Here is a 13,042-nt window from a genome sequence, read left to right as displayed (position 1 = left end):
GAAGCCGCCCACGAGCGGCCTCGCCTCCCCCTTCCCTCTTTGGAGGATCTTTCATGGACTTCGCCCAGCGCACCATCGACCTCGCCCGTCAGAACGTCGCCGAGGGCGGCCGCCCGTTCGCGACCGTCATCGTCAAGGACGGCGAGGTCCTTGCCGAGAGCCCCAACAAGGTCGCCCAGACAGGCGACCCCACCGCGCACGCGGAGATCCTCGCCATCCGCGAGGCGTGCACCAAGCTGGGCACCGAGCACCTGACCGGCGCCACCATTTACGTCCTCGCCCACCCCTGCCCGATGTGCCTGGGTTCGCTCTACTACTGCTCGCCGGCCGAGGTCGTCTTCCTCACCACCCGCGACGCCTACGAGCCGCACTACGTCGACGACCGCAGGTACTTCGAACTCGCCACCTTCTACGACGAGTTCGCCAAGCCCTGGCAGGACCGCCGGATGCCGATGCGCTACGAGGAGCGCGAGGACGCCGTCGAGGTGTACCGGTTCTGGCAGCAGCGCAACGGCGGCGAGCGCCGCGTCGCGGGCGTTCCCACCGCGTGACCCGGGTGGTCAGGGAGGTGGCCGGGGTCCACGAGGAACTCAGCACCCGCGAGGCGCTCGACCGCCCCGCAGCCACCGGCCACCTCCCGCGCTGGTGAACCCCGGCGTGCACCGGCCCCGCACCTTCCGTCCCGGGGCCGGTGCACCGCTGCTGCTCCCCTCCCCACACCCCGTCCCGAACCGTGCTCCCCAAGGTGGTGCCATGTCCGAGCTGTCCCCGAGGCGGCGGCAGCTGGTCCTTGCCGTCTGCTGCTCAGCCCTGTTCCTCGTCAGCCTCGACAACACCGCCCTGAACACCGCGCTGCCCGCCATCCAGCGCGACTTCGACGCCTCCACCGCCGGGCTGCAGTGGACCGTCGACGCCTACCTCGTCGTCCTCTCCGCCCTGCTGCTGCTCGCCGGCTCGACCGGCGACCGGATAGGCCGCCGCCGCGTCTTCCGTGCCGGGCTCGCCCTGTTCACCACCGCCTCCCTGCTGTGCTCCCTGGCTCCCTCCCTGGGCTGGCTGATCGCCTTCCGTGCCCTCCAGGCCGTCGGCGGCTGCATGCTCACGCCCGTCGCCATGGCCCTCATCACCAACGTCTTCACCGATCGCCGCGAACGCGCCCGCGCCATCGGCGTCTGGAGCGCGGTCCAGGGCATCACCATGGCGGTCGGCCCCCTGCTCGGCGGGCTGCTGGTCGACACCGTCGGCTGGCGTTGGATCTTCCTGATCAACCTGCCCATGGGCTTCCTCGCGTTGGCCCTGACCGGCCAGGTGCCCGAATCCCGCGCCCCGCACCCCCGTCGCCTGGACGCGGCCGGCCAGGCGCTGGTCGTCGTGCTGCTCGCCACCAGCGTTTACGCGATCATCCAGGGCCCGGCCACGGGCTGGACCTCCCCCCAGGTACTGGCCTGCGCCGTCACCGCCGCCGTGGCACTGCCCGTACTGGTCATCACCGAACTCGCCCAGCGCGAGCCACTGATCGAACTGCGCTTCTTCCGGCAGCCCCCCTTCACCGCATCCGCCCTCAGCGCCGTGTGCGCCTTCGCCGCCCTGAGCGGCCTCCTCTTCCTCGCCGCCCTCGACCTCCAGAACGCCCGCGGCCTGGCCGCCTGGCAGGCCGGCCTCTACCTGCTGCCCATGGCCGCCATGACCATCGCCTGCCCGCCCCTGGCCGGACACCTCACCGCCACCCGCGGCCCCCACCTGCCCCTGACCCTCTCCGGCACCGCCACCACCCTCGCCGGACTCCTGGCCCTCCTCGGCGCCCAGCAGCACACCCCATTCCTCCTGGCCTGCTACCTCCTCTTCGGCATCGGCTTCGGACTCGTCAACGCCCCCCTCACCCACACCGCCGTCTCCGGCATGCCTCGCGCCCAGGCCGGCGTGGCCTCCGCCATCACCACCACCAGCCGCCAGATCGGCAGCGCCCTCGGCGTCGCCGTCATCGGCGCCACCCTCCCCGCCACCGGCTACACCGCCGCCACGTTCGCCCACGCGAGCCGCCCCGCCTGGTGGATCGTCACCGGCTGCGGCCTCGCCATCGCCGCCCTGGCCACCCTCACCCGGCACCACGCCCACCGCAGCACCCCTCCTGGCACAGAACCGAGGAGTACCAGCCGACACCGGCGGCAGGCTTCGCGGGCAAGCGGGTAGTCGACACGAACTTCTGGGGCAAGCCACGCACGGCAGGAGCGCGGCGCAGTGGGAGCCTGGCCGCTTCCATCAGCGCGCCCTCGGCGTCTCGGCCGCCCGGCCGACACCGACCTCGGCCACGGTGACGGCGTCGGCGTCGGCGGGAGCGGAGGGGCCCGCAGTGACCGCGCCAGGGTCCCGGGCTCGGTGACGCACTCCGCGGCGAGGTCGTCGGCGCTGCGCTCCCCGTCGCCGATCCGGCCCCTCACGTCGAGACGGGCGGCAACGGCCACCGTGTGCGCGGCGATGGCGCCGAAGGCCAGCTTCGCGACGGTGTTGCGGGACTCCTTCGAGGCGTGGGGCTGTTGGGGCTCGGGGTGTGGGTGGTTCTGCTGCGGCAGGGGGTCGGGCACGGTGTGGCCCCCCTCCGGTGATGTCCGATTCAACGGCGTTAGGCGCGAGCCCCAGCAGGGCACAACAACGCCTGTGTGCCGTTGCGCACCACCGCGGGGCCCTCAATGGGCAGGTAACCCTGAGTCGGCCCGATCTTCGCGGCAATGCCTCATTCGCCATCTGCCCGTTCGGCATGACCGGCAGTACCACCGGGAGAGGAGGGACGTCCCCTGTCCCCCGACGACGACCGTCAACTCCGCGACCTCGCGGAAGAGTTCCCGCCCGACGCCGCCCCCTACCCGCCCGCACGGACGACGGCGGCCCCCGCGGCGCCGCTCCGGCGCGGGGTGGTCTGGCTGATACTGACCACCGCGCTCGCGGTCCTGGTCACCGGCGTGGCGCTGGCGCATGGGCTGATCCTGGCGGGCGGACTGGTGCTGGCCGGGGTCGCCGGCCAACTCGTCGCACCGCCCGCCCGCGACCACCGCCGGTAGCCGCGCGGGGACCTTCCGCACGCCGCCGGACATGGCCGGCCCGCCTGCCGTCGCTTTGGGGCTTTCGAAGGGCAAGCGGGCCGGTGGTTCATGACACGCCCCGAGCGGGTGTGCCCCTAGGTGATGCGGCGGCTCCTCGATGCCACGGCGACGCACAGCGCGCCCAGCAGGAACGTCAGGGCGCCGATGACGACGTTGTTCCAGATGACCCCGGCGTCGGGCCCGCGCCCGACGACCCAGGGCGAGATGATCAGCCAGGCGCCGATCGCGCACATCGCGCCGCTCAGGCCGTACATGCGCTCAGGGGTGACGGTGAACCCGATGGCCAGCAGGGCGATCGCGATGCCGACGATGAGGTTGTGGGTCCTCAACGCCGGTTGCGAGGCCGCGAAGTGCACGACCCATGGGGATACCGCGCAGTACAGGCCGACCAGGAACACCGGCCCGTCGACGAGCACCACGTCCCGCCCGCCGAGCGTCCGCTCGAACCGGGCTCTCATCTCGGAAGCATCGGGGTGACCGGCGAGATCTCCCCTGGGGTGTGAGACGTCGGCCATACGACTCGCCTCCTTCGATCACGCGTCGGGGCCGCTGTGCGTGGCATCAGCCGCGCACCTTTATTTTGCGCTTATGTCGCCTTTATGTGTAGAGGTGCCCGATGAGAATCTGACCGGATCCGGCGGGTGGCACCGCCGCTCAGGGCAGGCCCGGGACACCGCCCAGATGCGGCAGGTCGTGATCCAGCCGCTCCCGTTTGGCGCGGAGGTAGCGGAGGTTCTCCGGACCGGGCGTCACCAGCAGTGGGACCCGCTCGGCGACCGCCACGCCGTACCGCCGCAGCGCCTCGCCCTTGCGCGGGTTGTTCGACAGCAGCCGCACCGAGCGGACGCCCAGGTCGCGCAGGATTCCGGCCGCGGCGCGGTAGTCGCGGGCGTCCACCGGCAGCCCGAGCGCGAGGTTCGCGTCCACCGTGTCCAGGCCGTCGTCCTGTTGGAGCCGCATCACCCGCAGCTTCGCCAACAGGCCGATGCCGCGCCCCTCGTGCCCCCGGAGGTAGACCAGCACCCCGCGCCCCTCCTGGGCGATCGCCCGCAGGGCCGCGGCCAGTTGCTCGCCGCACTCGCACGCCCGGGACCCGAAGACCTCTCCGGTCAGACACTCCGAATGCAGCCGGGCGAGCACCCGCTCGCCCGCCGACTCCCCCTTGACCAGGGCGACTTGCTCCGTCCCCGTTCGACGATCCAGATAGCCCACCGCCCGGAACGCACCGTAGGCGGTGGGCAGTTCGACCTCCACGACCCGTCGCACGTCCGGGTCCTCGGCAGCGCCATCGGAGTCCGTCATGGCATGATCGTACCCACGTTCGGACCCGCGCGGCGGTCCCGCACCGGCCGCCGCCGGATCGTCAACTTCCGCCCCCTACCGCCGGATTGCTGCCGATCGGAGCCGCCGATGCCGACGCCCGAACCGGGACGCCCGGGTCCCCCCACCGAGGACCGGAGCCGCCCCCGCACCACGCGGCCGGCCCCCGGACTGCCGACCGACACCACCGAGGACGTCCGCGCCCGACGCCCCGCCCTGGCCCTGCTGCCCATCGGCAGCTTCGAACAGCACGGCGCCCACCTGCCGTTGACCACCGACACCCTGATCGCCTGCGCCGTCGCCGAGGAGATCGCCGCCCGCCACGAGGCGCTGCTGCTGCCGCCGCTGACCCTCTCCTGCTCCCACGAGCACGCCGACTGGCCCGGCACCGTCAGCCTCTCCGCGCGGACCCTGCACGCCGTGGTCACCGATGTCGCCGCATCGCTTTGGCGGTCCGGCCTCACCGCGCTGGTGCTGGTCAACGGCCACGGCGGAAACTACGTGCTGCGCAACGTCGTTCAGGAGTCCTCGGCGGCCGACGGGATCCGGATGGCGCTCTTCCCCGGCCCGGCGGACTGGACCGCGGCCCGCGCCCGCGCCGGCCTGGCCACCCCCGCGCACGCCGACATGCACGCCGGCGAGACCGAGACCTCGATCCTGCTGCACGCCCGGCCCGACGTGGTCCGGGACGGCTACGCCGCGGCCGACCACCGCGCCGACGAGCGGCCGCACCTGCTCACCCTCGGCATGGCCGCCTACACCGCCTCAGGGGTGATCGGCGCGCCCTCCCTGGCCTCCGCCGAGAAGGGCGCGGCGCTGCTCGCCGGGCTGGCCGAGGCGTTCGACGCCTACCGGGAGGCGTGCGGTGTCCCCGACGCCTGAGCCGCTCGACGCGGACGCGGCCTGGGAGGCGCTGCTCACGGTCCGCGACGCCACCGGTGCCGGGGCCGCCGGGCTGCGGCTCGACGGCGACGGCACGGGCCACTGGTCGCGGCCGGCCACGCCCGCGGCGCAGGAGCTCGCCGCGCGGTACCTCCCGCTCTGCCTGGCCGGCCCCCGCGTGGCGTTCGCCCAGCTCGGGCAGAGCCTGGACGGCTTCATCGCGACCCGCACCGGCGACGCGGACTACGTCACCGGGGAGGCGGACCGCCGCCATCTGCACCGGCTGCGGGCCCTGGCGGACGCGGTACTGGTGGGCGCCGGGACGGCGGTGGCCGACGACCCCCGGCTGACCGTCCGCGCCTGCCCCGGGCCGGACCCGGTGCGGGTGGTGCTCGACCCGCGCGGTCGGGTGCCGCGGACGCGAGGGGTGTTCACCGACGGGGCCGCGCCGACGCTGTGGGTGGTCGGCCCCGAGGTGGCCGCGGGGCGCGTCAGGGACGGGGTCGAGGTGCTGGCGCTGCCGGACCGGGACGCGTTCGCCCCGGCGCGGCTGCGGACGGCGCTGGCGGCGCGCGGCCTGGGCCGGCTGCTGATCGAGGGCGGCGGGGTCACCGTCTCGCGGTTCCTGAGCGCGGGCGCGCTGGACCGGCTGTATCTGACCGTGGCGCCGGTCCTGCTCGGTGACGGCGTTCCGGGACTGCGGTTCCCCGGCACGCCGGTGATGCGCCGGGCGCTACGCCCGCCGGTCCGGCGCACCGGGCTCGGCGCGGACACCCTCTTCGCGCTCGACCTCCGGGCGACGGGCGGCGCGCAGCCGTGCGACCCAGCGGACCAACAGCACCCCGGCGCCGGGCAGGGCGGCGGCCAGCGCGAGCACGCCGTAGCCGACCGCGGTGGCCAGGCCCTGCGCGCCGCCCAGCCCGGCGGCGCCGAAGGCCCAGGCCGCGACGCCCTCCCGCGGCCCCCAGCCGCCGACGTTCAGCGGCAGCGCCATGGCCAGCAGGGCTAGCACCACCAGCGGCAGCAGCACCACGACCGGCGCCCGCACGCCCGCGGCCCGGGCCGCCAACAGGAACGTCCCCACGTAGCCGGCGAGGACGGCCAGCGACGACACCGCCACACCCGGCCAGACGGCGCGCGCCGGCAACGTCCGCCGGGCCTCGGCCCACCCGGTCCGCGGGCCGTCGGCGCCCCGGCCGCCGCGGCCGTTCCGCCGCCGGCGCGCCCGCCCGACCAGCCACGCCCCCAGGGCGCCCACCACGACCAGCGCGGACCCCACCGCGACCGCCGGCGCGCCCACCGCCCGGCCGAGCGCCGTCCGCACCGGCGACGGCCGGACGGCCAGCACCGCCGCCCCGGCCACCACCAACACGAGCTGCCCCGCGGCCCGTTCCAGCACCACGGCCCGCACGCCCCGCCCCACATCCCCGGCGTCCCGCCCGTGCCGCACCGCCCGGTGGACGTCGCCGAGCACCCCGCCCGGTAGCGCGGCGTTCAGGAACAGCGCCCGGTAGTAGTCCGCCACCGCCCGCCCCAACGGGAGCCGCAGGCCCAGGCCGCGGGCCACCAGGCACCACCGCCAGGCGCTGCCCAGGGTCGTCAGCGCGCCGAGCCCCGCGCCGGCGGCCACGGTGCCCGCGTCGATCCGGCGCAGCCCGTCCAGGAACGCCGCGGAGCCGAACCGCCACACCAGCCCGACCAGGATCGCCACGCCCCCGAACGCCCGCAGCCACGGCCAGAGTCGGCGCACCATCAGGCCACGGCGGCGGCGCCCGGCAGCGCCAGCAGATCGGTGTGGTGCACGGCGACCGCCAACTCGCCCGCCGCACAGGACTCCAGCCGGCGCCGCAGATACCCATCGGCCTCGGCGGCCAGCTCCGGCCGCTGCTCCCGGGCGGCTCCCACCCACCCGCGCAGCCAGCGCTCGGTCAGCACGCTCTCCGGCCCGCCCAGTTGCCAGGGGCTGGACCGCGCCATCACCCGCGCCCCGCGCCGGACGAACGCCCCGGTGGCCGCCGCGACCGCGTCCGGGCCCAGCAGCCGGCGACCGCCCGCGGCCCGGCGCTGATGCGCGTTGAACGCGGCGGAGAGGGCGGCGTCGAGCGGGTCGGGCGGGGCGAGTTCGACCCGGCCGGTGACCGAGAGCACCAGCAGCGCCGGGCAGCCGGCGCCCGTGCAGGCCGCGGCGACGGCCTCCAGCTCGTCGCGGGTCAGCAGGTCGAGCAGTGCGGAGGCGGTGACCAGGGAGGTGTCGGCGAGAGCGGCGGCGGTCAGGCCGGCGATGTCGCCGTAGGCGGTGACGGCCGTAACGGGCCGGCCGTCGGCGGCGGTTGACGGCATCCGCAGCGCGGCCTGGGCGAGCAGGACCGGGTCGTGGTCCTGGAGGACCCAGTGCTGGGGGCCGGTCAGCCGGACCGCGAGCCAGCGGCCCATCGCGGCCGTGCCGCAGCCGAGGTCCCGGATCACCAGACCGTCCGTGCCACCGAAGCGTTCCGGGGCGGGGGCCGCGGCGAGGTGGTCGCGCAGCGGGCGGAGCAGCTCCGGCGCGCGGGCCGCATCGTCCGCCCGCTCCCGCAACTGGAGCCACTGCGGGCAGAACCGGGGGCTGCCGGTCAGCCGCGTCAGCGGTCCGGCGGTGCGGTCCGCAGTCGTTCCAGCGCTCCGGCCAGGGTGTGCGACGTCGTCTCCCACCTCTCCAGCATGGCACGACGGCCGTGCGCCGCGGCCGTTAATCGCCGCCGCGCTTCCGGATCGCCGCACCAGGTGCGCAACGCGGCCACCAGCGCGGCCGGTTCGCCGGGCGGGACCAGCAGTCCGGGCACGGCGCCGTTCGGGGCCCGCCCGACGGCCTCCGGTATCCCGTCGACGGCCGTCGCCAGCACCGGGACCCCGCGCGCCAACGCCTCGGTCAGCACCATCCCGTAGGGCTCGGCGTGCGAGGCGAGCACGAACAGGTCGGCGGCGGCGTAATGGGCCGCCAGTGCGGCGCCGATCCGCGGCCCGGCGAACCGGATCCGGCCTGCCAGGCCCAACTCCTGCACCTTCGAGCGTAGTTGGGTCGCACATGCAGTGTCGCGTCCGCCGCCGACGAAGGTGCAGGTCCACGGCGCGTCGGCGACGGCGGCCAGGGCGTCGACCAGGCGGCGGTGGCCCTTGCGCGGGGTCAGCGACGCCACGCACAGCAGCCCGCCGGCGCCGTCGGTCCCCTGGGCGAGCGGCGCCGGGTCGACGCCGGGCCGGGCGACGGTCACCGGCGGCAGTCCGGGACCGTGGCAGGCGCGGATCCGGCGGGCCGTCCAGTCGCTGGTGGCGAGCACCGCGTGGACGGTGCGCAGGGCCCGCCGTTCGCGGCCGTCGAGCCGGGCGGCGGTGTCGGGGGCGAGCCCGGTCTCGTCGGCCAGCGGCAGATGGACCAGGACGGCGAGCCGCAGCCGGGCCGCCGCCGGCTCCAGTGCCTCGGGCACCCCGCAGGCCACCAGGCCGTCCAGCAGCACCACCGCGCCGTCCGGTAACCGGGCTAGCAGGCCGGCCAGTTCGGCGGTCGCGGTCGCGTCCGGGCGCGGCCAGGAGCCGGGCACCGGATGGCGGTGGACGCGCCAGCCCAGCGCCGGCAGGTCGTGGCAGACCCGCAGGTCGTAGGCGTTGCCGCCGCTGGGCGCCGCGGGGTCGGCGACGCCGCCGGGCAGGACGGCGTGCACCACCCGCGGGCCGGCCGGCCCGGGCCGGGTCACCGGACGGTCCCGCGCCGGGTCACAGCGTGCGCTCGTAACTGGCCCAGGCGATATGGGATTCGTGCAGGGTGACGGTGATGCCGGCCAGCGCGCGGGCGCCCTCGCCGAGGTTGCCGGCGTGCACCCGGTCGGCGAGCCGGTCGGCGATGACCCTGGCCAGCGCCTCGGTCGAGGTGTTGACGCCGGCGAAGGCGGGTTCGTCGTCGAGGTTGCGGTAGGTGAGCTCGGCGACCACCGCGCCGAGCTCCCGGGTGGCCAGGCCGATGTCGACGACGATGTTGTCGGCGTCCAACTCGGGGCGGCGGAAGGCGGCGTCCACGACGTAGGTGGCGCCGTGCAGACGCTGGGCGGGCCCGAAGACCGCGCCGCGGAAGCTGTGCGCGACCATCAGGTGGTCGCGGACGGTGATGCTGAACACGGGGGTTCCTCCAGGTGTCGCGGTCGGCGAGGGTACCTACGGGGGCGCGGGGGCGTCGGCGGCCGGATAGCGGATGCGGTGGCAGAGCGCCGGGAGCGTGCCGGAGGCCAACCGCGCGAGCACCGCCGGTAGTTCGGCGAAGGCGGACTCGCCGGTGATCAGCGCGTCGAAGGCGGGATCGGCGAGCAGTTCGAGGGCGAGCCCGAGCCGGTCGGCGAAGGACCGCCGGTCGCGCCGGGCCGGGGCGATCGCGCCCACCTGGCTGCCGCGGACGGTGAGCCGGCGGGAGTGGAAGGACTCCCCGAGCGGCAGGACCACCCGGCGGTCGCCGTACCAGCTCAGCTCGATCACCGTGCCTTCCGGGGCGAGGAGTTCGAGGGCGCGCGTCAGGCCCTCCTCGGTGGCGCTGGCGTGCACCACGAGGTCACAGTCGCCGCGGGCGTCACCGGGCAGCGCGAACGGGACGCCCAACGCCGCCGCGGTGGCGGCCCGCGCCGGATCGGCGTCGACCAACTGCACCCGCGCGGCCGGGTATCGGGCCAGCAGGGCGGCGACCGCCGACCCGACCATGCCCCCGCCGACCACCGCGATCCGGTCGCCGAGCAGCGGCGCGGCGTCCCACACGGCGTTCACCGCGGTCTCGACGGTGCCGGCGAGGACGGCGCGCGCCGCCGGCACCGCCTCCGGGACGGGGGTGACGGCGCGCGCCGGGACGACGTAGTGGGTCTGGTGCGGATAGAGACAGAAGACGGTGCGGCCGCGGAGCGCGGCGGGCCCCTCCTCCACCACGCCCACGTTCAGGTACCCGTACTTGACCGGCGCCGGGAACTCCCCCTCCTGGAACGGCGCCCGCATCGCCGCGTGTTGGCTCTCCGGGACACCGCCGCGGAAGACCAGGCTCTCGGTGCCCCGACTCACCCCGGAGTAGAGCGTGCGCACCAGCACCTCGTCGGTGCCGGGCGGCGGCAGCGGGGCCGCCCTGATCTCACCGCGGCCTGGGGCACTGAGCCAGAGGGCCTGGGCGACGCGCGGCAACGAACCCTCCTGGACGGTGCGGCGCTGCGTCATGAATGCTGAGCAACGCGTGCCGGGGCCCGGCGACGCCGTCACGATACGCGGCGCCCTCCGGCTCCGCCACAGTGTGGAGGGAGGCGCGGTGGCCGTACAACAGCGGTATCGGACACGGCCGTTCGCCCCGGACCGGGCGGCCGGCCCGCTCGCACAGCTGGTGCTGCTGGCGGTGCTCTACCGGGTGGTCGGGCTGGGCCCCGTCGGCTGGCTGACCGGGGCCGTCTTCGCGGTGGGCACCTGGGCGGCGCTCACCCGGGCGCTGCGCGGTTCCTGGCTGCCCTCGTTCGGGCCGGCCAACCGCGTCACGCTGGCCCGGGCCACCCTGGTCGGCGGGGTGACCGCGCTGGTCGCCGACTCCTTCGCCCGGCGGGCCCCGGTGACGGTGCTGGTCGGGCTGGCCGCGGTCGCGCTGCTGCTGGACGCGGTGGACGGCCGGGTGGCCCGGCGCACCGGGACGGCGACGGCGCTGGGTGCGCGGTTCGACATGGAGGTCGACGCGTTCCTGATCCTGGTGCTCTGCGTCTACGTCGCGGTGCCGCTGGGCCCGTGGGTGCTGGCCATCGGGGCGCTGCGCTATCTGTTCGTCGCGGCGTCCTGGGCGCTGCCGTGGCTGCGGGCGCCGCTGCCACCGAGCACGGCCCGCAAGACGGTGGCCGCGGTCCAGGGCGTGGTGCTGGTGGCGGCGGGCACCGGCGTGGCGCCGCGGGGGCTGGCGCTGGGGGCGGTGGCGGGGGCGCTGGCGCTGCTGGTGTGGTCGTTCGGGCGGGACGTGGGGTGGCTGTGGCGGACCAGGGGGCGGGCGGCCGGCGGGGGTGCCGGCACCGCGGCGTAGCCGCGCGTCAGGTCCCGGCGTGCCGTCCCAAGTAGACGACCAGCGCCAGGAACAGCAGCACCAGGTTGGTCACCGCGATGTGCAGCAGCACCCGTATCCACAGGCTGCGGCGGGCCGCCTCGTAGGCCACGATCCGGTGCGGCACCAGGACGGTGGCGGGCAGTCGCGCCAGCCGGGTGCCGGGGCGGACGGCGGTGGCCCGGGCCCGGCGGACGCCGCAGCGCGGCGAGGTGCGGCGCCGGGCGGCGATCTCGGGGCAGGTCCGCCCGTGCCCGCGGGCCCGGCGCAGCGGGCCGCGGCCGAGGTGGCGGCGGCCCCGGCAGTCCGACCCGGTGTCGGTGGGTATGCAGGTGCGGGAGCGGACCGCACGCCACGGCGGCGGTCCCTTGCGTCGTGGTGCGGCGGACATCGGCGGTCACCCGGCTCCGGTGGTGCCGGCTCCCGCGGAGCCCCGGCGCGGTGCCGCGTCGCTCACTGTGCCGCCCCGCCCCGGGAGGGGCCGCCGGCGCCGCGGTCCGGGTCGATACCGACGCTGTCCGCGGTCCGCAGCGCGTCGTCGAGTTCGTCCTCCGCCATGGCCAGCGCGTCGGGGTCGCCGGCGGCCCGTGCCGCGCGCACCCGTTCCCGTACCGACTCGACGAAACCGCCCACGCACGCCCTCCGCGTTCAGGCCAAGTGGCCATCGCGTTCATTCGTTGAACAGGGGAATTCCCCAACTGTAGACGAAGGACCCGTCGGGTTGAACGGGCGGGGCGCGACCGACGGGCCCGCCGGGGGTGCCGAATCGCGGGCCCGCGCCGGGCACTTGCGCCCTTGAACCTGCCGCTGCGGGAGCTTCTACGGTGCCCGGACCTGTGGCCGCCGCTCCCGGCGACCGCGCTGCGGACCGTTGTGGAGGAGCACGCGTCATGACCGCATTCGTCCTGGTGTCGGGCGGGTATACCGGTGGCTGGATCTGGCGGGAGGTGGCCGCGCTCCTACGGGAACGGGGGCACAGCGCGCACCCGGTGACGTTGACGGGGATGGGCGACCGGCGCCATCTGGCCGGCCCCGACACGGACCTGGAGACGCACATCGAGGACGTGGTGCAGGTCCTGGACCACGAGGACGTCCACGAGGCGGTGCTGGTGGGGCACTGCTACGGCCTGCACCCGTTGCTGGGCGCCGCGGACCGCCGCGTCGGGCGGGTGGGTTCGATGGTCTACCTGGACGGCGGGCTGCCCTCGGACGGCGACGCGGGCGTCGATGTGATGCCCGATCCGGCCGTGCGGGACCGGTGGTTGCGCCGCGCCGCGGAGCTGGGCGGGGGACATCTCGCGCCGCCCCCGCCGCTGGACGACGAGGAGTTGTGGGGCTCGCTCGCCGGGGTCTCGGCGGCCGATCGGGAGCGGCTGGCGCGGCTGGCGGCGCCCCAACCGCTGGCCACCATGACCCGGCCGCTCCGACTGACCGGCGGGGCGCTCGACCTGCCGGGCACCGGAATCTTCTGCACCGCCAACGGGACCGGCATCGCGCTGGTGAAGGCCCTGGTGGCCGCCGGCGACCCGCGCTCCGCCCGGCTGACCGACCCCAAGGTCGGCTACTTCGACCTGGACACCGGGCACTATCCGATGCTCTCGCGGCCCGGTGAACTGACGGAGGTGCTGGTCCGGGCGGCGGCCGGCGAGGGCCGCCGCCTGGGGTAGCGGGC

15 protein-coding genes and 1 pseudogene are annotated in these 13,042 nt (G+C 75.7%); 7 read left to right on the top strand and 9 right to left on the bottom strand.

All coding sequences use genetic code 11. The features are described 5' to 3' along the window. Positions 1 to 53 precede the first annotated feature (53 nt). From PV796_RS33445 to PV796_RS33435, 3 genes are all read left to right on the top strand, one after another. Positions 54 to 551, top strand: a complete 498-nt coding sequence (locus tag PV796_RS33445) for a nucleoside deaminase (RefSeq protein ID WP_274917449.1) — start codon at positions 54 to 56, stop codon at positions 549 to 551. Positions 552 to 753: 202 nt separating this feature from the next. Continuing rightward, the gene (locus tag PV796_RS33440; protein ID WP_274917448.1) at positions 754 to 2,190 is read left to right on the top strand and encodes an MFS transporter; all 1,437 of its coding nucleotides are present in this window, start codon (positions 754 to 756) and stop codon (positions 2,188 to 2,190) included. A 719-nt stretch (positions 2,191 to 2,909) separates the two neighbouring features. Continuing rightward, positions 2,910 to 3,056, top strand: coding sequence for a hypothetical protein (locus PV796_RS33435; RefSeq protein ID WP_274917447.1), 147 nt, complete (start codon positions 2,910 to 2,912; stop codon positions 3,054 to 3,056). A gap of 116 nt (positions 3,057 to 3,172) precedes the next feature. On the opposite strand, the gene PV796_RS33430 is transcribed toward PV796_RS33435, so the two are convergent. Further along, positions 3,173 to 3,613 carry an SPW repeat protein gene (locus PV796_RS33430; RefSeq protein ID WP_274917446.1) on the bottom strand — a complete coding sequence of 147 codons (441 nt, stop codon included), beginning with the start codon at positions 3,611 to 3,613 and terminating at the stop codon, positions 3,173 to 3,175. 139 nt (positions 3,614 to 3,752) lie between these two features. Then, the gene (ribA, locus tag PV796_RS33425) at positions 3,753 to 4,400 is read right to left on the bottom strand and encodes a GTP cyclohydrolase II (protein WP_274917445.1); all 648 of its coding nucleotides are present in this window, start codon (positions 4,398 to 4,400) and stop codon (positions 3,753 to 3,755) included. 3 nt (positions 4,401 to 4,403) lie between these two features. Between ribA and PV796_RS33420 the strand changes: the two genes are divergently transcribed. After that, positions 4,404 to 5,300, top strand: coding sequence for a creatininase family protein (locus PV796_RS33420; RefSeq protein ID WP_274917444.1), 897 nt, complete (start codon positions 4,404 to 4,406; stop codon positions 5,298 to 5,300). Continuing rightward, complete coding sequence (locus PV796_RS42460) at positions 5,284 to 6,309, top strand: RibD family protein (RefSeq protein WP_446750648.1); 1,026 nt, start codon at positions 5,284 to 5,286, stop codon at positions 6,307 to 6,309. The genes PV796_RS33420 and PV796_RS42460 overlap by 17 nt, the downstream gene beginning before the upstream one ends. Here PV796_RS42460 and PV796_RS33410 read toward each other — a convergent pair. From PV796_RS33410 to PV796_RS33390, 5 genes and pseudogenes are all read right to left on the bottom strand, one after another. After that, a pseudogene (locus PV796_RS33410) lies at positions 6,223 to 7,053 on the bottom strand (lysylphosphatidylglycerol synthase domain-containing protein); the annotation flags it as partial. The gene PV796_RS42460 and the pseudogene PV796_RS33410 overlap by 87 nt on opposite strands. Then, entirely contained in the window at positions 7,053 to 7,925 is an 873-nt protein-coding gene (locus PV796_RS33405; protein ID WP_274919340.1) for an SAM-dependent methyltransferase, read from the bottom strand. The pseudogene PV796_RS33410 and the gene PV796_RS33405, both read right to left, overlap by 1 nt. Next, entirely contained in the window at positions 7,922 to 9,031 is a 1,110-nt protein-coding gene (locus PV796_RS33400) for a glycosyltransferase family 4 protein (RefSeq protein WP_274917442.1), read from the bottom strand. Before PV796_RS33400 ends, PV796_RS33405 begins: the two co-directional genes overlap by 4 nt. Before the next feature lie 19 nt (positions 9,032 to 9,050). Next, positions 9,051 to 9,449 (bottom strand): 6-pyruvoyl trahydropterin synthase family protein, encoded by a 399-nt coding sequence (locus tag PV796_RS33395; protein WP_274917441.1) that lies wholly within the window; start codon positions 9,447 to 9,449, stop codon positions 9,051 to 9,053. A gap of 36 nt (positions 9,450 to 9,485) precedes the next feature. Further along, positions 9,486 to 10,484: a zinc-dependent alcohol dehydrogenase gene (locus PV796_RS33390; RefSeq protein WP_274919339.1), complete on the bottom strand. Its 999-nt coding sequence runs from the start codon at positions 10,482 to 10,484 to the stop codon at positions 9,486 to 9,488. Between the two features lie 121 nt (positions 10,485 to 10,605). Between PV796_RS33390 and PV796_RS33385 the strand changes: the two genes are divergently transcribed. Then, positions 10,606 to 11,352 (top strand): CDP-alcohol phosphatidyltransferase family protein, encoded by a 747-nt coding sequence (locus PV796_RS33385; RefSeq protein WP_446750647.1) that lies wholly within the window; start codon positions 10,606 to 10,608, stop codon positions 11,350 to 11,352. Positions 11,353 to 11,359: 7 nt separating this feature from the next. Here PV796_RS33385 and PV796_RS33380 read toward each other — a convergent pair whose 3' ends face one another. Beyond that, the gene (locus PV796_RS33380; RefSeq protein WP_274917440.1) at positions 11,360 to 11,761 is read right to left on the bottom strand and encodes a hypothetical protein; all 402 of its coding nucleotides are present in this window, start codon (positions 11,759 to 11,761) and stop codon (positions 11,360 to 11,362) included. Positions 11,762 to 11,823: 62 nt separating this feature from the next. Beyond that, complete coding sequence (locus PV796_RS33375) at positions 11,824 to 12,003, bottom strand: hypothetical protein (protein ID WP_274917439.1); 180 nt, start codon at positions 12,001 to 12,003, stop codon at positions 11,824 to 11,826. A 257-nt stretch (positions 12,004 to 12,260) separates the two neighbouring features. Between PV796_RS33375 and PV796_RS33370 the strand changes: the two genes are divergently transcribed. After that, positions 12,261 to 13,037 carry an alpha/beta fold hydrolase gene (locus tag PV796_RS33370; protein WP_274917438.1) on the top strand — a complete coding sequence of 259 codons (777 nt, stop codon included), beginning with the start codon at positions 12,261 to 12,263 and terminating at the stop codon, positions 13,035 to 13,037. The last annotated feature ends 5 nt before the right edge of the window (positions 13,038 to 13,042 follow it).

This window comes from Streptomyces sp. WZ-12 (assembly GCF_028898845.1).
In the GTDB taxonomy this organism is placed as follows: domain Bacteria; phylum Actinomycetota; class Actinomycetes; order Streptomycetales; family Streptomycetaceae; genus Streptomyces.
The sequence above is the reverse complement of the archived record's forward strand: the minus strand, read 5'-3'. Positions and strand labels throughout refer to the sequence as shown.